We start from the raw sequence: 19,247 nt of genomic DNA, 5'->3' as shown, positions 1-19,247 counted from the left end.
CCCCGCCCGAGATACTCATAATGCAACCACCCCAAGACAACGGTGCCAATGACGAACAGGCCGATGAGATCTTTGCCCATGAGCGTTTGCTTGAGGCGATTGAAAAGCAGTTGGCCAGCAACGAGCCGGCGTTCGCCCAGGCGACGCTGAACAAGCTCACATTGGTAGGCTACAGCCGCGAGGACAGCATGGACTTGATGGCTGCGGTCCTGGCCCATTGCATCGGCGTGATGCTGGACACTGATCAGCCGTTTGATATGACCGCATACGAAGCAGGGCTGCGCAATCTGCCCGAGTTGCCGTCCGCCAGTTGAGCCAACGTACATATCAGGTTACAGGCCTGACGTGTCTGCGGGTCTTTTGAGTGCCACACTTTCAACAATAAACAGGATGTCCTCGCGATGTTGATAACCGTTCTGCGCGTGTTGTTTTTCTTCCTCCTCAGTGTGCTGGTGGCTACCGTTCTGGGTACGCTGATGCAGAGCCAGTTGAACCTCTATGAGCTGCAACAATTGGGTACCCCGATTTCGATGGAGCAACGCATGCTCACCAGCCTGCGGGATCTCACCGGCTTTACCCCGATCTTTGCGTTGATGGTGACGGTCACATTTATCTGTGCGCTGCCTGTGGCTGCGGGTATGTCGCGTATTTTCAAACCCTGGCGTGGCTTGTTGTTCGCGCTCGCAGGCGGCGTTGGCATTTGGGTGGCGTTCCGAGTGGCGGATCATTTCCTGCCAATGCCGACCTTTATCGCGGCCACCCGTGAAACAGCAGGCTTGCTGTTGATGATGGCGGCAGTCGCGGTGGGTAGCTGGTTATTCGGTCGCCTGACGCGTCCGGTGGTCAAACGCGGCCTACGGGTTCTGGGCTGATTTCTCTTAATTGCACCGATTGAACTGGAGGTTTATGACATGTGGAAAAAAAGCGCCTTGCTGGCTGCCGTGACAATGGCCTCTGCCTGGAGTGTTCAGGCCGCTGATTACCGTGTCGAGACGCTCGCCGAAGGCCTTGAAAATCCCTGGTCATTGGCCTTTCTGCCGGACGGCGGCATGTTGATCACCGAGCGCACGGGTCAGCTTCGGTACATCAATGCCGCGGGCGAGTTGCAAGCCGAACCGGTTAGCGGTGTGCCTCAAGTTTATGTATCAGGCCAAGCCGGTCTGTTCGAAATCGCGCTGGATCCCGAGTTCGCGCAGAACAAGCGCGTGTTCCTGAGTTACGCCTGTGGCACGGCCAAGGCCAATCATGCCTGCTTGGCTAGCGCTACGTTCAATGGCCAGGCGCTGACGGAGGTCGACGAGATCTTCCGCGTTACGCCGGCCAAAGCAGGCTCGGCGCATTACGGCGGCCGGATCGCGTTTCTGCCGGATAATACCTTGTTGCTGGGACTGGGCGACGGCTTCAACTACCGGGAAGAGGCACAGAAGACCGGCAGCCATATAGGCTCGATTGTGCGTCTGAATCGCGATGGCTCGGTCCCGGAGGACAATCCCTATGTCGGTCAGGACAATGCGCTGTCAGAGCTTTACAGCGTCGGCCATCGCAACGTGCAGGGGCTGATCTATGATGCTGAAGGCGAGCGTGTGCTGGCCCACGAACACGGACCACGTGGGGGCGACGAGATCAACCTGATCGAACCCGGTAATAACTATGGCTGGCCGAAAATTACCTATGGAGTGGACTACAGTGGCGCGGTTATCAGCCCGCATACTGAGTTGCCGGGGCTGGAGCAACCCCTGCTGCAATGGACCCCGTCCATCGCCCCGGCGGGCTTTGCGCTCTACCGGGGTGACCTGTTCCCCGAATGGGATGGGAGTCTGATGGTTGCCACCCTGGCAGGTATGGAAGTGCGCAGGGTGGAGCTCAACGGCAACGAAGTGGTTGCGCAGGAAAGCCTGTTCAAGGAGCTTGAGAGCCGGTTCCGCGATGTCCGCAGCGGTCCCGATGGCGCTCTCTATCTGTTGACCGACGGCGCTGAAGGCAAGCTGCTGAAGGTAGTGCCGGCTAACTGAGCGGACGCTGAGGTATTGACTGGTTCAGGCCAGCTGGTCAATGCCTTGTTCCTGTGAGTAGAAGCTGACACCGCCGCGCCCGCTGCGTTTGCGCTTGTACATGGCCATGTCGGCCTGGCGCAGCATTTGTGCCACATCCAGCTCGGCGGACAGGGTCATACTGACGCCAATGCTGGCGCCCACTGCGACGCTCTGCACGCCCATGTCGATGGTCATGCTCAGTGTATCGAGGAAGCGTTCGGCCAGCGTGTGGGCCTGCTCTGGCGTGCCGACGTCCTCAGCCACCAGCACGAATTCATCCCCTCCCAAACGTGCGATAAAGTCCGTTTCCCTGGCGATACTGCGTAGCCGATCGGCTATGGTGCACAGCACCTGATCGCCGGTTTCATGGCCTAATTGATCGTTGATCTGCTTGAAGCCATCCAGGTCGACAAGCATGACGGCCAGCGGTATGCGCCGCCGCTGTGAGCGGCGTAAGGCCTGACTCATGTGGGTGTCCAAAGCACTGCGGTTGGCTAGCCCGGTTAACGGGTCCTGCATGGCCATGGCCGCGAGCCGGGTATTGGCTATTTGCAGTTCTGCGGTGCGTTGCTGGACCTTGTCTTCCAGTTCCAGCTCGTGAGCCTTAAGCGCGTGGACCAGGCTTTCTTGCGTTGCTTCCTTCTGCTTTTTAAGCGTGTTGAAGCGGTCTGCCAGTGCAAACGACAGCAACAGCATTTCCAGAGCTGAACCGACGTGCATGGCGTAGGTAGTCACCAGATTGGACGGAATGACGCCAAAGTTGCGCAGCGATAGCAGCACCACGCCGACGATCATGCATGCCCAGGCGGTCAGGAATATCCGCGCGCCGGGTACTCGAAAGCGCGCCGCCAGCAGTATGCAGCCAAAGGTTAGCGGCGCGCCTATCATGCCCAATACCGACATGCTGAGAATCACCCAGTGCACGGGCAGTACGAGACTGGCCAGGGTCAGCAGCAGACTGGCCAATATCAGACCTGTCAGCAGCCGGTGCCCGGCGGGCATATGTTGGCGGGTATTCAGAAAGCTGCAGGTAAACAGCGTGCCCACGGTGGCGGCCAGGCACAGCCCGAGCGGTAACAGCCGTCCGCTCCAAGTGCCCAGATCGCTCCAGATATACCGGGCACCTAATCCAGTAAAGGCCAGCACGCCTACGCCAAAGCTGACAACGAAGCACACGTAATACAGGTAGCTGCGTTCACGCAGTACAGTGAAGAGCAACAGGTTATAGCTAGCCAGCGCCAGTAGCATGCCGCAGTACAGCGCCAGTAATGCGCTGCTGTTGACGCTGAAGCTGGCAAAGGCAGGGCTGGACCAGATCTGGCTGGTGAGCGTCAGGCTGCCTTCGGACTCGGCGCGAATATACAGCGTGGTCTGCTCGCCTGGCGCCAGGCGCAGGGAAAAGGCCGGATCGCGGTGAGCCAGGTCGCGCTGGCTCAGCGGCACCACGGCGCCGCTGGTTTTCACGGCAGCCCCCTCCTGATAAATGTCGACTCGGTTCAGTGACGAGTAGGGGAAGTGCAGGTGCCAGAGGGTATCGCGTTGGGCGCTGGAACTGATGCTCAGCTTGAGCCAGACCGCATCCTGGGTGTAGCCGAAATTCATGTCGCTGCGGTTGGAGCCTGCCGTCCATATTTCGTGGCTTTCGAGCAGTTGCTCATAGGTCAGGTCACGCGGCGTTTGCCGGTATTCTACCCATGGCTGCAGCGGGATATGCTGCTCGGTCCCGGTCAAGAAAAGCGTGCCTGGCGCCGCGTACAGTGATGAGCTGATACAGGTCAGCCACAGCAAAATGAATGGCTTTAGTGCGTCACGCAGAAAAGCTCCGAATCTAGCGCTCACGTAGTTTGTCCGGGGAAAAAGGTGAGTCGGCTAGCGGGTTGTAGAGTACGACGCCGTTACGGCCGCTGCGTTTACGCTGGTACATGGCCTGGTCGGCATGGCGCATCAAGGTTTCAATATCGGGCTGCACGCCGTTGGTCAGACTGATGCCAATGCTCGCACCAATGCTGATGCTGCCGTCGCTCAGGCTGATCGGCAGGCTGAGCGCATCCAGCAGCCGTTCGCCGAGCATGAGCGCGTCATTCTGATCAACAATACCCTCACTGATCAGGATGAACTCGTCGCCACCCAGGCGCGCAACCAGATCGGTTTCCCGTGCACATCCGCTTAATCTTGCGGCCACCTGTTCGAGCACCTGGTCACCCGTGTCGTGGCCCAGCTCATCATTGATCGCCTTGAAGCTGTCGAGGTCGATGAGTACCAGGGCCAATAATTCATTACGACGCTCGGTACGCGGCATGGCTTGCTGCAGATGTTGGGTGAGGGCGGTGCGATTGGCCAGCCCGGTCAGCGGATCCTGCATCGCCAGCAGCTCCAGGCGCGCATTGGCCTGGGCCAAGGCCTCGGTGCGTTCGGTCACGCGTTGTTCGAGAATTTTTTCCTGCTGCAGCAACGACACCAGCACCTGCTTCTGCGATTTCAGCGCCTGGCGCTGGGCTGATTCCTTGAGGCGCTTAAGTTCGTTGAAGCGTGCCGCCAGTCCGAGTGACAGCAGCAGCATTTCCATGGCAGAGCCGATCTGCATGGCGTTTACCGTGAAGAAATTCGACGGAATCACGCTGAAGTTACGCAGTGCCAGCAGCATGCCGCCCGTCAGCAGCATCAGCCAAGCGCAGACAAAAATCAGCGAGCCGGGAATCCTGCGCATCGCGCAGAGAATACCGGTGACGAACAGCACCAGCGTGGTGAACAAGCCGATCACCGACATCAATTGCAGAGCGCGCTGTCCGTCTGCAACCAGGGTGATCAGCGTGGCCGTCATGGCGACCCAGGCCCAGATCGATAGAAAGCGATTCAGGCCCTCTGCGCGTCGCGCCGTGTCCAGAAAGGACTGCGCAAAGAGAATGCCTATGGTGGCAGAGAGGCTGAGGAAAAACGGCAGTATTCGATTGCCTATCTGGCCCAGGTTGGGCCAGAGGTATTGCGCGCCCAAGCCGTTGATGGCCAGCACGCCGATGCCAAAGCTGATCACGAAACAGACGTAGAGCACGAAGGAACGCTCGCCGAGCACCGCAAACAACATCAGGTTATAGCTGGCCAGGGCCAACAGCATGCCAAAGTAGATAGCCAGCAATACATAGGTCATCTGGCTCTGCTCATGAAAGGCGGCAGTATTCCAGAGCTGGTTGTCCAGGGTCAGGCTGCCTTCGGAATGAGCGAGCAGGTACAGACTGCGTTTCTCACCGGGCGCCAGTTCGATCTCGAACACCGGGTTGCGGTGGCCGATGCTGCGTTGCTGGTAGGGTAGGGTGTCCCCGGCGTGCTGTTGGGTCATGCCGTCAGCGCCAATATTGAACAGGCTGACCCGGTCCAGCGAGGCGTAACGCATTTCCAATATCCAGGTGCGCGGCTCTTGGGCGGCTGACTGGATGTCGATCCGCAACCAGACATGATCACGGGTATAGCTGAAGTTCAGATCGCGACGTTCACTGGCAGGACGGAAATCGGCAGCGCGTGCGCGGACGTCGTCGATGCCGAGCATGCCTTCGGGATCGCGCAGGTAATAGGCATGCTGTTGCAGACTGATACCGGTTTCAGAGCCATCGAGAGTCAGTACGGTGGGCTGGCCCAGAGCAAGGGTCGACACACATAGCAGGCAAAACGCAGATAACAGCCTGTACAGGCAGAGCATGCGGGCCGAAAGGCGGGTGCGGACGGACGCTGGAGATCCGGGCAGACTATCTGCGCTAGTTGCTGAAAAGACCATTTTCGGTGCCTGACCTGCTTCCCTGGCGTTTTTCGACGGCCTTGAAGTCAAGGTGTTAGTCGATCATCTATGCTGATTCCGTGACACTGTTCTCAGATTAGTGAGCAACTATAGGTGGGGTGAGGGCGTGGCGTCAAACTCTCCCGAGCGCACCCGTGCTTGCTGCCGGAACCCGCGTGGCGTCACGCCCAGCCAGCGGCGGAAGGTGCGACTGAAGTTGGTTGGATCCAGGTAGCCGAGCCGCTCTGCGACTGCTTCGATGCTCATCTCGGTTTGCGCCAGCAGCCAGCAGGCCAGATCGCAGCGTACGTCATCCAGCAAGGTTTGATAGCGCACACCTTCATCGTTCAGGTGGCGTATCAGCGTGCGCGGTGCCATATGCTCCTCACGGGCCATCTGCTCCAGGGTTGGATAACCTTCCTGGCAGGCCAGCAAACGCTGTTTGATCCGCTCACTGAGCGATCCACCGCGCAACAGCCGTTGCAGTTGGTTCTCGCAATCGCGCAGTGCCAGGCGCTCGGCATCCGGGTCGGCGGCCAGGCAGGGCGTTTGGAAATAATCGTCGGGTAATACGATGCGCAACTGCTGGCTGTTGAATACGACCCTGGCTGCAATGTGCGTGTACGCCTCCGACCAGGGGGTTTCCGGCATTGGCCAGTGCAGAGTGATCTGGTCGTACAAGGGCAGCCCGGTGGCGGTTTCCAGCAGGCGCAGCATGGCCGTGGTGAAGTGCCCCAAGAGATATTCACGCAGCGCCGGCAGTATCAACTTCTCGTCGAGTACCAGAGCGCTGGTGGTGCCGGACTCGATCTCGAACACCGCAATATTCTGCCGCAGGCTGGAATACCGGTGCAGCGTGGCGATCGCCAGGCCGACGTTAGGCGCTGCAATGCTCGCATAGCCAGCGGTGCCGTGCGCAGACACATCGGTATGCTGCCCCACTTCAATACCCAGCCAGGGGCACTGGCTCAGCTCCAGCGCATGCAGCGCGAGACGATGCATCTGATCAAAGCTGAGGAAGCGGTTGTTGTGATGAAGGGTGTCCCAGCTCAGGCGGGTATCGGCGATGATCTGCTCGGTAGTGAAACCGCGGCGGCGCAGCTCGGCGCATATCAGTCGGGCGTAAACAGGGTGAACAGAGGGGCTGAGCCATAATTGTTGGGAAAGCATGTTTGGCCGTCTGCGCGGGATGTGTTGTCACATTATGACGATTTATTGCCCGTTGCAACGGTAGGTTTTCGTTTGAGGCGGGAGCAAGATCGAGTGGTTAGTGGATGTCTTATCACAATAATAAAAGAGTGCCCGCCCATGAACAGTGCCGCCCAAGCCGCGCCGCCGGCTAGCGATTATGTTGACCGCAAACGCCATCTTTGGCTGTTCTCTCTGCTGGTGCCTTGCACTGCGTTGATAGGTCCGCTGATGTATATGTTGGTATCGCCCAAACTGCTGTGGTTATGGATGCCGACATTGTTTTCCTACACGGTCATTCCGTTACTGGATGCACTGATTGGCGAGGATCGCAGTAACCCGCCGGAAGAAGCAGTGCCCGCCCTGGAGGCTGATCGCTACTACCGTTACGTCACCTATGCACTGGTGCCGATTCTGTGGCTCAGCTTTCTGGTCAGCGTGATCTTTCTTGGCACCCACGAACTGCCCTGGCATGGCACACTGGCGGTGGTTCTCGCCGCTGGCGGTACCTTGGGTTACGGTCTGAATCTCGGGCATGAGATGGGCCACAAGAAGACCACGCTTGAGCGTTGGCTGGCGAAGATCACGCTGGCCCTGGGGTTCTACGGGCATTTCTTCGTCGAGCATAACCGCGGCCATCATCGGGATGTGGCGACACCTGCAGACCCGGCCTCTGCGCGCATGGGTGAAAGTATCTACCGCTTTGTCTTTCGGGAAATGCCCGGCGCGTTTTTCCGCGCCTGGGATCTGGAAGCGGAGCGTCTGGATCGCTGTGGAAAGTCAGTCTGGAGCCTGGACAATGAAATCATTCAGCCGGCGCTGATCAGCATCGCACTCTACGCAACGCTGATCGCGATCCTGGGGCTGGATATTATTCCGGCTTTGTTGCTGATTGCATTCTGGGGTGCATTTCAACTGACGCAAGCCAACTATATCGAGCACTACGGTCTGCTGCGTCAGCAATTGCCCAATGGACGTTACGAGCGCTGCCAGCCTTGGCATTCCTGGAACAGTAATCACCTGTTCTCCAACTGGGCGCTATTCCATTTGCAACGTCACTCCGACCATCACGCGCATCCGACCCGGCGCTATCAGTCACTACGTGATTTCCCTGATCTGCCGCGCCTGCCCAATGGTTACTTTGGCATGTACCTGGTCGCCTATTTCCCACCGCTCTGGTTCAAGCTCATGGACAAGCGCCTGCTGGCCGCCGTGGGGCGGGACCCGGCCAGAATCAATTTCGAGCCAGCCAAACGTGACCGGCTCATGCGTCAATACGCGCTGGGTGACAGCGGGCATGCCCAGCCGGATACGGAGGTAGTGGCATGAAGGTGTATCTGTGCCCTGAGTGCGGCTACGAGTACAGCGAGGCAGCCGGTGATGCGCACATGGGCTTTGCTCCAAGCACGCGCTGGGAGCAGGTGCCTGAGGAATTTGTCTGTCCGGATTGTGCGATCAGTTACAAGGAGGACTTCAGCTGCCGGGATGATGCGGCCGCTTAAAGCGGCCACACCAGCAACAGGATGGGAATGCTCACGGCGATCACCAGCAGCTCCAGCGGCAACCCCAACCGCCAGTAGTCACCAAAGCGAAATCCGCCGGGGCCGAGGATCAGTGTATTGTTCTGATGGCCGATCGGCGTGAGGAAGGCGCAGGACGCGCCAATGGCAACAGCCATCAGGAAGCTGTCAGGGTTCACTTCCAGTTGGCTGGAAATACTCAGCGCGATCGGACACATGACGGCGGCGGTGGCGGCGTTGTTCATGAAATCGGATAGCGTCATGGTGATGACCAGCACCAGCGCCAAGCCAATGATCGCGTTGCTCTGCGCGACATTTTCCAGCAGCGTCCTGGCCAGCAGGTCGGCCGCTCCGGTGTCGGCCATCGCTGCTGCCAGCGGCATCAGGGCCCCAAGCAGCACAATGATCGGCCAGTCGACCGCTTCATAGATGCGCCGCAGTGGTATCACCTTGGTCAGCATGTAACCAATGACCCCGAGCGTGAACGCGAGGGCGGCGGGCAATAACCCGGTAGCCGCGAGCAGGATGGAGCCGAACATGATGGCAACGGCGGTAATCGCTTTGCTTTTGTCGGGAATCAGAATGGCGCGTTGGGCCAGCGGAACGCAGCGATACTCGAAGGCGAACCCGCTGATCGACTCTGGCGAGCCTTGCATCAGTAGCACGTCGCCGGCGTTCAAGTTGGTCCAGCGTAAGCGTTTGATCGAACGATGGCCCTGGCGGGAAATCGCCAGCAGATTGATGCCGAATCGGGTGCGGATCTGAATATCGGTGGCGCTGCGGCCGGTCAGCAGTGAACCCGGTTGAACGGCGAGCTCCTGAATGACAATTTCTTCATCGGCGCCGTTGCTACTTTTTTCCGCTTCCTTGGGCTTTTCCTGCTGCTCCTGTTCATCGCTATCGGCAGCTACCATCTCGGCTGCCTGCCCTTTGCTGTTGCTTGGAGACTGTGCTTGGGCGTTTTCTGCCTGGGTATCTTCGGCGGGGCGGGCTTCATCTTCAGTCGAAGGTTCAGCTTCGCCCAGATCTTCTTCTTCCTTGGGCGGGGACATCGGCACTGCTTCTTCCAGCTTCAGACCCAGCCGGGTCAGCGTGCCACCCAGTGCTTCGGGGTCGGCTTCGATTACCAGAATATCGCCGGCCTTGAGCACTCTGCCGGGGAAGGGCGCAGTGACGCGGAAATCATTGCGCACCATGCCGACGATCTGGGCATCACTGTCATCCAGCAGTTTCTCGACCTCACGCAAGGTTTTACCTGCGACCTTGGCATTTTCTTCAATGCGTACTTCGGTGAGATAGGTGCCGGTATCAAAGCTGTCCGCATCCTGTTTGTTGCGGTTCGGTACCAGCCAGCGTCCGGCAAGAACACAAAAAACAATGCCGATAGCCGCCACTGCCAAACCTACCGGGGTGAAATCGAACATACTGAATCCTGAGCCAGTTTCGGCGGCGCGGAAGTCGGCAACGATCAGGTTTGGGGGCGTGCCGATCAGCGTGGTCATGCCGCCCAGGATGGTGCCAAAGGCCAGGGGCATCAGCGCCTTGCCGGGTGCTATGCCCTGGCGCACAGCCACCTGCATGGCAATCGGCATCAACAGCGCCATCGCGCCGACGTTGTTCATAAATGCCGAGAGGAAGGCGCCGAGCAAGGTCAGTACACCAATGCTCAGCAAAGCGCCGCCGCGCTTGGGCAGCACCTTCTGGGCCATGGATTCTACCGCGCCCGTGGTCTGAAGACCGAAACTCAGAATCAACACCGCAGCCACAGTAATGACCGCAGGTTGCGCAAAACCGCTGAATGCTTGATCGCTACTGACCACGCCAGCGAAGACACAAGCCATCAGTGCGATCAGCGCGACAACGTCATGCCGTAACCGGCCCCACAAGAACAGGCCGATAGTGGCCCCCAAAATACTGAAGATCAGTGCCTGATCCGTGGTCATGTCGCGATTCCAGAGCTAGGGGCTAGGTTGGTAGTGCAGTTTCAGAGCAGGCGAATCTTGAACCGCCGGCCTTTGATCTTGCCCTGCTCCAGTTTCTGCTGGGCAACAGGGGCAAGATCACGGCGAATAGCGACCAGCGCCTGATAATCGGTAATGCTGATTTTGCCGATGGCATCGGCCGGCAACCCGGCTTCACCGGTCAAGGCGCCAAGCAGATCGCCGGGCCGCACCTTGTCCTTGCGCCCTCCGGCAATGGCCAGAGTGCGCATGGGCGCGACCAGCGGCTTGTCCAATGTCGCCGGCAAGCCAGTCAGATCGCACCAGGTCAGTGGAGTTCCCTGGGCTGCTTCAATACTGCTGGCGCGGCCGCCCTCGGCAGGTGCGACCAGACTCAAGGCCAAGCCCGGCTCACCCGCGCGGCCACTGCGGCCAATGCGGTGCGTATGCAAGGCTGGATCTGGAGACAGTTCAACATTGATCACCGCCGCTACGCCGGCCACGTCAATGCCTCGGGCGGCGACGTCGGTAGCTACCAGCACGCTGCAGCTCTGATTGGAAAATAAGGCCAGCACTTCATCGCGTTCGCGCTGCTCCATGTCGCCGTGCAGGGTCAGCGCACTGATCTTGTTGGCCTGCAGGTGTTGAAGCAGATCCTGGCATTGTTGGCGGGTATGGCAGAAGGCAATACAGGGCTGTGGCCGTTCGGCGGCGAGCAGGCGTACCACCGCCTGCAAGCGCTCACCCGGGGTGATTTCGTAAAAGCGTTGCTCGATCGGATTGAGCGGCTCGGCCTCGACAATGCTGACGCGCTCGGGGTTTTGCAGAAAGCGCCCCGCCAGGCTGTCTATTGAAGGTGGATAAGTCGCGGAAAACAGCAGCGTCTGCCGGCGCCTGGGCGCCAGACTGATAATCTCGGCGATGGCGTCGTAAAAACCCATATCGAGCATACGGTCGGCTTCATCCAGCACCAGGCAGTTGAGCCCGCTCAGTTCAAGGGTGCCGCGATCCAGGTGATCCTTGATCCGCCCCGGGGTGCCGACGATCACGTGCGCGCCCTGTTCCAAGGAAGCCGCCTGGGGCCCAAAGGGCGTGCCGCCGCACAAGGTGATGATCTTGATGTTGGGCAGGCCCCGAGCCAAGGTGCGCAAGGTCGTGGCGGATTGCGCAGCAAGCTCGCGAGTAGGGCTCAGCACCAGCGCCTGACAACCAAAAAAAGCTGGGTTCAGCGGGGTCAGCAAGCCAATGCCAAAGGCCGCAGTTTTACCGCTACCGGTGCGTGACTGGGCGATCAGATCCTTGCCTGCGAGGATCACCGGCAATGCCTGCGCCTGGATCGGCGTCATTTCGGTGAAGCCCAGATGGTCAAGGGTGTCTAGAATTGGCTGGGGCAACGCGAGGCTGGAAAAGGAAGTCGGATTCACGCAAACAATACCTTGGGAAACGGGTGCTCAGTGTAACAGAGCGGCCCCGTTCAGGCTGTGTGGATATCAATACAGGTCGGAGTTGCTGCCGCGCTAGGGCGCTTCGGCCTGAGTGGTGCAATTGCGACCCTTTTCCTTGGACTGGTAGAGCGCCTTGTCGGCCACTTCAATCAGCTCCTGATGGGTGGTCATGCCTTCATGCAGTTCGGTGACACCCAGGCTGACGGTGACCTTGAGAACCTCATCCATATGATCGATGTTCAGTCGTGCCACGGCGTGACGCAGGCGCTCGGCAAACTGCATTGCGCCCTCAATTGCCGTATCCGGAAGCAACACGACAAACTCCTCGCCACCATACCGCCCGGCGAAATCGGTTTCGCGGGCCAGTTGCTTGGTAATCCGCGCTACTTCACGGATCACTTCGTCGCCCAATTGGTGGCCATAGGTGTCGTTGAAGCGCTTGAAGTGGTCGATATCGAACATCACCAGGCTGCCTGGGCTTTGATAGCGCATATGCCGGGCGAACTCGCGCTCCAGGCATTCTTCCCAGTAGCGGCGATTGAGCAGCCCGGTCAGGCCGTCGCGCAGCGCCAGTTCACGCAACTGGGTATTGGCCGATTCCAGTTGACGTTTGTTGATCGCCACGCCGGTTACGTCATAAATGATCAGGCACACATGATCGGTAATGCTGCTGGTGCTGCGCAGCGGCAATATGGTGACGTTCTGGTACATTTCGTCAGCCAGCCCGGTAATGGGCTGGTAGCTCTTGAAATGCACCAGGTTCGGCCGCTGCTCCCAGATGGTGAACGCGCGGGTGCCGAGCATGACGGCAGTTTCGACCTTCTTCTTGAACCAGTTCGGTTCTATTTCCGGGAACAGCTCGAACAGCGATTTGCGCGCCGCTTCGTCCGAGCCAATGCCGGAATGGTTCTCCATGAAGCTGTTCCATACTTCGATCCGGTAGTCTCGATCCATGACCACGACTCCAACATCAATGCTCTGGACGATATCCAGTAACCAGTGGAGTTCATTGATGTCAAATTGAGCGGGCATGGCAGGAGTCCTATGGGGCAATCAATCTAAAGGGCGTCAATCGATCATGAAGTCGAGTTTTTCACGCAGCCGAGGGAGGGAATCTTCGGTAAACAGCAGCAACAGGTCGAAATGGATATCCATATCTTCCAGGCTGTAGCTGATTTCCACTGCCAGGGTACGCTTCCAGCGGCGCTGGTTGATGCGGATCAGATCTTCTATCGGGCAATGCTGGCCGAGCACCAATGGGTGGCCCTGGGATAGATTGATATTGAGCTGTTCAGACAAGCCATTCAGGCAGGCGCCGATGATGATGCTGGCCAGATCCAGCAGCATTTCCAGCTTCGCTGACTCATCTTCCTGAGTGTTCAGCAGCTTGGCGACATCGTTGATCTCGGCATCATGAAAGACCAGCAATGCTTCGCCAGCAATACCGCCGCCGATGTAGCCCTGGCAGATTGCCGACAGGCGTTCGCCGCGCTGGGCATCGGCGAGGGTCATATGCAGCTCGCCGACTTCCAGAATATTGACATTGGGAATAGGCAGTTGGATAAACACGCCGAGCACGCGCCCGAGCAATTCGGCTGCGCGGCCCATGGCGATGTTGGTGACCTCGCGGAAAGCATCGCGGAAGGACACGTTGGGCAAATCGGAAAATGCCTCCGCAGGAGCGGAGGGTGCTCTGGTCAGCGGAATATCAACACCCAGCGCGTTCAATGCTTCGGCGAGTTGCAGCGGGTCTGCCGGCTTTTTGATAAATGCCTTGGCACCCAGCGCTTTGGCCCGGCGTACGGCTTCTTCCTGAACATCACCGGAGACCACGATGACATCGACCTGCAGGCCTTCTTCGCGCAGTTTGGCCAGCACGCCGAAACCGTCCATTTCGGGCATGGTCAGGTCCAGCAGCACAACCTGTCCCAAGCCCTCCCTGATCGCCTCCAGACCTTCGCGGCCATTGGTTGCCTGGGAAATGCGAAATGGCCAATTGGAAGGTAATGCACGGATAAGCTGCTTGCGGGCCATATTGGAATCGTCGCACACCAGCAGGGGTATGGTGCTCACATCCGCTATCCTTGTTACGTCAAAAGTTACGTGAAAAGTTACACGAAGACCAAGTGTCTTGTTTCGAGTCGGTTAAAGAGATAATTGAAAAAGAAGGCATTTGGCCATATTTTGCACAAGCATGCCAATATATTGGCCTATTGAGAAGTCATTATGTGCAGATGTCGAGTTTTTTTACTGTGACGCAGGGCAAAGGCCGAATATCATTCGAGCCACGATTGCCGGGACACTCTGTTGCATAATAGATAATAAGGCGAGGGGGGTTAGGATGCCTGAAGCGCTGGAAACCAGTCAGCAGCACCGCAGGCTGGTGCTCAAGGCTTTGCTGTGGCTCACCGTCGGCGGAGGGTTGGTCTTCGGTGCGGTGAATGTCGGCAGGGAGATGTGGCTGCTGGCCGGCCTGGAAATCATTTACGCCATATTCGCCCTGAGTCTGCTACGCATCGTTGATACCACGCCGCATCTGCGGATGTGGACGCTGATATACCTTTTCCCTTTTTTCGCTCTGATGACCTTTGCGCTGGTACTGCCCCGCACCTCCTTTACCGTTTTTGCCTGGATCCAGACGGTACCGATCATCTGTTATCTGCTCCTCGGGCTGCGCGGTGGCCTGTGGATGTCATTGGGGTTTCTCAGCCTTGGGGTGGTGGCTTTTAACTACCGCTATATGACCGATGACTCCTGGCTGAATATTATGGTGGCAGCTAACGTCGGTTTGAGCAGCGCTGCCATCCTGCTGTTCTCGCACATTTACGAACGCAGCCGGGTGGCCAATGAGGCGCGCCTGCTGGAGCTGGCCAGTACCGATACGCTGACCGGACTGGCCAACCGCATGAAGCTTGCCGAGGTTTTTCAGCGCGAGCGCAGCCATGCTCTGCGTGACAACAACCCGTTGTCACTGATTATTCTGGACCTGGATCATTTCAAGCATGTGAATGATCAGTTCGGCCATGAGGGCGGTGACCGCGCTCTGCGTCATATCGCGCAGCTGTTGCCCCAGCGCCTGCGCGATACTGATCTGTTTTGCCGACTGGGGGGTGAAGAATTTGCCGTTTTGTTGCCCGGCGCCGATCTTGCGCAGGCGGCGGAACGGGCGAACAACCTGCGCGAGTTGTTGGCCGAGCATCCGCCGCAGATTGCCGATGCCAGTCAGGTGATGACCTTCAGTGCCGGGGTGGCGACATTGGGCGAAGATGGGCAGAGTCTGGATAGCCTGATGGTCATCGCCGACCGGCGCATGTATGAGGCCAAAGGCGGAGGGCGTAACCAGGTGGTCGCCGCCGGCCAACAGTACCATCTAGCACCGATGTCATCGGGCCGTTGAGACGCGCTTTTGGGTAGCACCTTCTGTTGATAATAATTTACGACGTGTAAATTTAATTGAATATCTGGCCAAGCCTTCTAGACTGAAACTGAGCTATTTGGCTTAACTCAGGAGGTGATGTTCATGCATGTCGGTGTCCCCAAGGAAATCAAGAATCATGAATATCGTGTCGGCCTGACACCCGCGGCGGTGGCTGAGCTGGTGATGCACGGTCATCAAGTGTCCATTGAGCATGATGCCGGCGCTGCCATCGGCTTTAGCGATGCAGACTACCAGCAGGCCGGTGCCCAGTTGGCCGATGTAGGTACGCTGTTCGCCGAGGCCCAGTTAATCGTCAAGGTCAAGGAACCGCAGGCCGCCGAGCGCGCACGGTTGCGCGAAGGCCAGATCCTGTTTACCTATCTGCATCTGGCACCTGACCCGGAACAAACCAATGACCTGCTTGCGAGCGGCGCCACCTGTATTGCCTATGAGACGGTGACCGATGCGCGCGGACATCTGCCGCTGCTGGCGCCGATGTCCGAGGTCGCCGGCCGCATGGCAATTCAAGCGGGTGCAGGCTGTCTGGAAAAGGCCCGGGGCGGGCGTGGGGTATTGCTCGGCGGCGTACCGGGCGTGCCACGTGGCAAGGTGGTGATCCTCGGTGGCGGCGTAGTGGGCAGCAATGCGCTGGCCATGGCGGTAGGGGTGGGTGCGGAAGTGACGGTGCTGGACAAGAGTCCGGATGTGCTGCGCCGGCTGGATGCCGAATACGGCAACCGGATTCAGACCCTGTACTCCACCGCGACCACGCTTGAGCAGGAAGTCATTGCCGCTGACCTGGTGGTAGGCGCGGTGCTGATTCCAGGTGCAGCAGCGCCCAAGTTGATCAGTGCCGAGCTGATCGCACGAATGCAGCCTGGCGCCGTACTGGTTGATGTTGCAATCGATCAGGGTGGCTGTGCGGAAACGTCGCGGCCGACAACCCACGCCGAGCCGACCTATATAGTCGATCAGGTGGTGCATTACTGCGTTGCCAATATGCCCGGCGCCGTTGCCCGTACCGCCACCCAGGCATTGAACAATGCAACCTTGCCATTCGTGCTGGCGTTAGCAAACAAAGGTGTCAGGCAGGCGCTGGAAGACGATCCGCATTTGCTCAACGGGTTGAATATTGCCCAGGGTAAACTGACCAATGTGGGCGTCGGCGACGCCTTGAATATTGCCGTTCAGCCTCTGGCAGACGCATTGGCGGCGCTGTCTTGAAGGTGGATTTCGGCGCGTAACGCGGTGAGCCGCCGGTCCTTGTCGAGCCATAACTGGTTAACCCAGTCCTGGACATGCGCGCGAAAGTGCGGGTCATTGCTGTAGTCGCCATCGAACAGGGTGGAGGACAGCTCCATACCGCGGATATCGACGATGACCCGCTCTACTCGGCCGCACAGTAAAGCCCAGAAGCCCGGTGGCTCGCCCTCCGGGTAGAGAATGGTGACATCCAGCAGGGATTTCATCTGTTCGCCCAGCGCGGCCATGACGAATGCGATACCACCGGATTTAGGTTTGAGCAGGTTGGCAAAGGGTGAGCGTTGCTGGCGGTGTTTCGTGTCCGTGTAGCGCGTCCCTTCGATAAAGTTGACTACCGTGACTGGCAAGTCCTGAAATTTCTCGCAGGCCTGGCGGGTGATCTCCAGATCCTTGCCCTGGTCCTCGGGAAAGCGCGCCAGATGCGCTTTGCTGTAGCGCTTCATGAAGGGGTAGTCCAGAGCCCAGAATGCCAGGCCGAGGAACGGGATCCAGACCAGTTCCTTCTTCAGGAAAAACTTGAAATAAGGTGTCTTGCGATTGAACGCCTGCAGCAGAGCCGGAATATCCACCCAGGACTGATGGTTACTGACCACCAGGTAAGAATGCTGTGGATTAAGCGGCACGTCGCAGCGAATATCCCAGATGGTCGGAGTCATCCAGTTGAACGCCCATTTGACGCTTTCGGCCCAGCTTTCGGCAATCCACATCACCGCCCTTGAGGAGGCACGGCGCCAGACGGGAAGGGGGATGAGGACTTTGATCAGCGCGAATATCAGCATCGGGCCAATGCCTATCAGGGTGAACAGCAGAATCATCAGGCACGTCAGAGTGCCGGTTAACCATGGCGGCATAGGTTCTCTTCCCATTGATACTATTCAAGAATACCGATTTTTCGGTGGCTTGACAGGCTTGATGCTAAAAACGCGGCCGGTCTTTTCACCCGAACAGGGTATTGCTCCCATCCGCCCCGCTGACTAAGGTTTTGACGTTCTGGCTATTGGCGCTTTCGTCCTTTAGCAGACACTGGCCTGTTTGGAGATAAGAGATGCCCCGGCTTGATCCCGCTTCTTCAGCTCTGGATATTCCGCTGAGTCGATCTGAGCTGGCCACTCTGGGATGGTTGCCGCGCGTATTGCTGGCGCTGGCCGGTGGATTGTTGATGGGCCTTCCCTGGTTTGATCAAGCCATGTACTGGACCGCCTGGTTCGGCAGCGTTCCTCTGCTATTTGCCTTGCAAGGTGTGCGCTGGTCTTCCGCGCTGCTGTTGGGCTCGCTGACGGGTGTGGCCTATTTCTCCATTGCCAGTTACTGGATTATCCAGTTTCTGATCAATCTGCGTGATTTCAGTTGGCCGATCGCCGCGCTTCTCAGCTCGGTTTTCTGGTGTTTTGCCGGCTTCTCCATAGGCCTTTCCTGTGCGCTTTTCCGCTGGTTGTCGACACGCTTGCCGACCTGGGACTTGTTGAGCTTTCCCCTGTGCATGGTAGTGATGATGAGTGTCTACCCACTGCTTTTTGGCGCCTACTATGCCGAGCCGCAGGCGCAGTTTCTAATGGCACTGCAGGGCGTTTCGCTGTTCGGTGTACAGGCGCTGGATATGTTGATACTGATGACGGGTGTGCTGGTCTTTCAATTCATCATTGGCCAGGGGCGAGGCCAGCGCTTTGGGCAGTTGCTGGCTTTGGCAGTGTTGGCAGCATGGTTCATTTATGGATTGATCAGCCTGCATCACTGGGATGATCTTATGGGCGGCTGGGACGTTCGCCGTGTCGGCCTGGTGCAACCTGATGATGCAGTAACCCTGGCGGTACCTGAACCGCCAGCGGGCTTTAGCCGCGAGTACCCGCCGGAAATGGCTGCTGTTGAGCGGCTAGCGCAGGCGGGCGCCGAGTTGGTGATCTGGCCTGAAGCCCGGTACAAGGGCTATTTTGATAACTATAGCGTGCGGTTGAGCTATGCCGAAAAACTGCGGGCGAGCGGCGTTTCACTGATTTTGCATGACGCCGAACGAGCGTGGGAGGGCAGCCAGAAACTGCATTTCAATGCTTTGGCCTACCTGGACGGGGATGGCGAACAGCGTGGGGTCTACCGAAAAATGCGGCTGATGCCCTTCGGCGAATACCTGCCGACCTTTTTCCACCTGCCGGGTATCGGCTGGTTGACCAGGACGTTCTTCGGTGAGTTTTTGACCCCGCTGGAACCCGGGCAGCGTCACGAGATTTTCAATGTCAACGGCATGCGCATCGTACCGAAAATCTGTTACGAGACGGCGTTCCCAGCATTTATCGCCAACTCGATTGGCCAGGACGCTGCGGGAAAGGTGCTGCTGTTCGTCTCCCAGGATAACTGGTTCGGTGAAACCACTCAGCCGTTCCAGCACAGCGCCATGTCTGTCGTGCGAGGGGTGGAAAATCGCGTTCCAATGATTCACCTGATCAACAACGGGCCATCGGTAGTGGCCGCGCCGAACGGACGCATCATTGCTGAGACAGATGCCTTTACGCCCGCTGAATTGCTCGCTGCAATACCCCATTCTGTTTCTGCCGGCGGGAGTTTTTACAGCCGCTACCCCTGGCTCTTGTCTGCGGCGCTGTATGTCGGGTTGGCCTTGCTGGTGCTTATGGCGCTAGGTCGCAGGCAGGTGCCTAGGCGATAAGCTTTTTCTGCTGCGTGA

General features: G+C 58.4%; 16 protein-coding genes. 8 read left to right on the top strand and 8 right to left on the bottom strand.

Annotated elements, in window-relative coordinates; all coding sequences use genetic code 11:
* Window positions 1–20 precede the first annotated feature (20 nt).
* The 3 genes from DT594_RS10185 to DT594_RS10175 all read left to right on the top strand — a co-directional run bounded on the left by DT594_RS10185 (window position 21) and on the right by DT594_RS10175 (window position 2,012).
* Complete coding sequence (locus DT594_RS10185) at window positions 21–314, top strand: hypothetical protein (protein ID WP_149332555.1); 294 nt, start codon at window positions 21–23, stop codon at window positions 312–314.
* Between the two features lie 87 nt (window positions 315–401).
* Window positions 402–872 (top strand): hypothetical protein, encoded by a 471-nt coding sequence (locus DT594_RS10180; protein ID WP_149332554.1) that lies wholly within the window; start codon window positions 402–404, stop codon window positions 870–872.
* Between the two features lie 39 nt (window positions 873–911).
* Entirely contained in the window at window positions 912–2,012 is a 1,101-nt protein-coding gene (locus DT594_RS10175; RefSeq protein WP_149332553.1) for a PQQ-dependent sugar dehydrogenase, read from the top strand.
* A gap of 24 nt (window positions 2,013–2,036) precedes the next feature.
* Here the strand turns inward: DT594_RS10175 and DT594_RS10170 are convergent, their stop codons facing one another.
* From DT594_RS10170 to DT594_RS10160, 3 genes are all read right to left on the bottom strand, one after another.
* Complete coding sequence (locus tag DT594_RS10170) at window positions 2,037–3,872, bottom strand: diguanylate cyclase (RefSeq protein WP_149332552.1); 1,836 nt, start codon at window positions 3,870–3,872, stop codon at window positions 2,037–2,039.
* A complete protein-coding gene (locus tag DT594_RS10165) occupies window positions 3,862–5,679 on the bottom strand; it encodes a diguanylate cyclase (RefSeq protein WP_178091497.1) in 1,818 nt (605 codons plus the stop codon). Before DT594_RS10165 ends, DT594_RS10170 begins: the two co-directional genes overlap by 11 nt.
* Before the next feature lie 228 nt (window positions 5,680–5,907).
* On the bottom strand, window positions 5,908–6,969 hold the full coding sequence (locus tag DT594_RS10160; RefSeq protein ID WP_149332550.1) for a helix-turn-helix domain-containing protein: 1,062 nt from the start codon (window positions 6,967–6,969) through the stop codon (window positions 5,908–5,910).
* A 138-nt stretch (window positions 6,970–7,107) separates the two neighbouring features.
* Between DT594_RS10160 and DT594_RS10155 the strand changes: the two genes are divergently transcribed.
* Both DT594_RS10155 and DT594_RS10150 read left to right on the top strand, forming a co-directional pair.
* On the top strand, window positions 7,108–8,316 hold the full coding sequence (locus DT594_RS10155) for an alkane 1-monooxygenase (RefSeq protein ID WP_149332549.1): 1,209 nt from the start codon (window positions 7,108–7,110) through the stop codon (window positions 8,314–8,316).
* Window positions 8,313–8,489 (top strand): rubredoxin, encoded by a 177-nt coding sequence (locus DT594_RS10150; protein ID WP_149332548.1) that lies wholly within the window; start codon window positions 8,313–8,315, stop codon window positions 8,487–8,489. The genes DT594_RS10155 and DT594_RS10150 overlap by 4 nt, the downstream gene beginning before the upstream one ends.
* Here the strand turns inward: DT594_RS10150 and DT594_RS10145 are convergent.
* From DT594_RS10145 to DT594_RS10130, 4 genes are all read right to left on the bottom strand, one after another.
* Window positions 8,486–10,450 (bottom strand): SLC13 family permease, encoded by a 1,965-nt coding sequence (locus DT594_RS10145; RefSeq protein ID WP_149332547.1) that lies wholly within the window; start codon window positions 10,448–10,450, stop codon window positions 8,486–8,488. The genes DT594_RS10150 and DT594_RS10145 overlap by 4 nt on opposite strands.
* Before the next feature lie 41 nt (window positions 10,451–10,491).
* Window positions 10,492–11,871 carry an ATP-dependent RNA helicase DbpA gene (dbpA, locus tag DT594_RS10140; RefSeq protein ID WP_149332546.1) on the bottom strand — a complete coding sequence of 460 codons (1,380 nt, stop codon included), beginning with the start codon at window positions 11,869–11,871 and terminating at the stop codon, window positions 10,492–10,494.
* A 93-nt stretch (window positions 11,872–11,964) separates the two neighbouring features.
* Window positions 11,965–12,924, bottom strand: a complete 960-nt coding sequence (locus DT594_RS10135; protein ID WP_149332545.1) for a sensor domain-containing diguanylate cyclase — start codon at window positions 12,922–12,924, stop codon at window positions 11,965–11,967.
* Window positions 12,925–12,960: 36 nt separating this feature from the next.
* A complete protein-coding gene (locus DT594_RS10130; protein WP_149332544.1) occupies window positions 12,961–13,965 on the bottom strand; it encodes a response regulator in 1,005 nt (334 codons plus the stop codon).
* Between the two features lie 268 nt (window positions 13,966–14,233).
* On the opposite strand from DT594_RS10130, the gene DT594_RS10125 reads away from it, so the two are divergent.
* The gene (locus tag DT594_RS10125) at window positions 14,234–15,289 is read left to right on the top strand and encodes a GGDEF domain-containing protein (RefSeq protein ID WP_149332543.1); all 1,056 of its coding nucleotides are present in this window, start codon (window positions 14,234–14,236) and stop codon (window positions 15,287–15,289) included.
* A gap of 123 nt (window positions 15,290–15,412) precedes the next feature.
* Window positions 15,413–16,534, top strand: a complete 1,122-nt coding sequence (ald, locus tag DT594_RS10120) for an alanine dehydrogenase (protein WP_149332542.1) — start codon at window positions 15,413–15,415, stop codon at window positions 16,532–16,534.
* On the opposite strand, the gene DT594_RS10115 is transcribed toward ald, so the two are convergent.
* Window positions 16,498–17,424, bottom strand: a complete 927-nt coding sequence (locus DT594_RS10115; protein ID WP_149332541.1) for an acyltransferase — start codon at window positions 17,422–17,424, stop codon at window positions 16,498–16,500. The genes ald and DT594_RS10115 overlap by 37 nt on opposite strands.
* Window positions 17,425–17,618: 194 nt before the next feature.
* On the opposite strand from DT594_RS10115, the gene lnt reads away from it, so the two are divergent.
* Entirely contained in the window at window positions 17,619–19,229 is a 1,611-nt protein-coding gene (lnt, locus tag DT594_RS10110) for an apolipoprotein N-acyltransferase (protein WP_149332540.1), read from the top strand.
* Window positions 19,230–19,247: the final 18 nt, after the last annotated feature.

It is taken from the genome of Halopseudomonas laoshanensis (assembly GCF_008365385.1).
In the GTDB taxonomy this organism is placed as follows: domain Bacteria; phylum Pseudomonadota; class Gammaproteobacteria; order Pseudomonadales; family Pseudomonadaceae; genus Halopseudomonas; species Halopseudomonas laoshanensis.
This window is presented reverse-complemented; position numbering and strand designations above follow the sequence as displayed.

What these genes read in the sequence shown, in the direction of transcription:
- DT594_RS10115 (WP_149332541.1), bottom strand. Translation starts at nt 17,424, where the DNA reads ATGCCGCCATGGTTAACCGGCACTCTGACGTGCCTGATGATTCTGCTG.
- DT594_RS10125 (WP_149332543.1), top strand. Translation starts at nt 14,234, where the DNA reads ATGCCTGAAGCGCTGGAAACCAGTCAGCAGCACCGCAGGCTGGTGCTC.
- DT594_RS10175 (WP_149332553.1), top strand. Translation starts at nt 912, where the DNA reads ATGTGGAAAAAAAGCGCCTTGCTGGCTGCCGTGACAATGGCCTCTGCC.
- DT594_RS10155 (WP_149332549.1), top strand. Translation starts at nt 7,108, where the DNA reads ATGAACAGTGCCGCCCAAGCCGCGCCGCCGGCTAGCGATTATGTTGAC.
- DT594_RS10150 (WP_149332548.1), top strand. Translation starts at nt 8,313, where the DNA reads ATGAAGGTGTATCTGTGCCCTGAGTGCGGCTACGAGTACAGCGAGGCA.
- ald (WP_149332542.1), top strand. Translation starts at nt 15,413, where the DNA reads ATGCATGTCGGTGTCCCCAAGGAAATCAAGAATCATGAATATCGTGTC.
- DT594_RS10180 (WP_149332554.1), top strand. Translation starts at nt 402, where the DNA reads ATGTTGATAACCGTTCTGCGCGTGTTGTTTTTCTTCCTCCTCAGTGTG.
- DT594_RS10185 (WP_149332555.1), top strand. Translation starts at nt 21, where the DNA reads ATGCAACCACCCCAAGACAACGGTGCCAATGACGAACAGGCCGATGAG.
- DT594_RS10160 (WP_149332550.1), bottom strand. Translation starts at nt 6,969, where the DNA reads ATGCTTTCCCAACAATTATGGCTCAGCCCCTCTGTTCACCCTGTTTAC.
- DT594_RS10145 (WP_149332547.1), bottom strand. Translation starts at nt 10,450, where the DNA reads ATGACCACGGATCAGGCACTGATCTTCAGTATTTTGGGGGCCACTATC.
- lnt (WP_149332540.1), top strand. Translation starts at nt 17,619, where the DNA reads ATGCCCCGGCTTGATCCCGCTTCTTCAGCTCTGGATATTCCGCTGAGT.
- DT594_RS10135 (WP_149332545.1), bottom strand. Translation starts at nt 12,924, where the DNA reads ATGCCCGCTCAATTTGACATCAATGAACTCCACTGGTTACTGGATATC.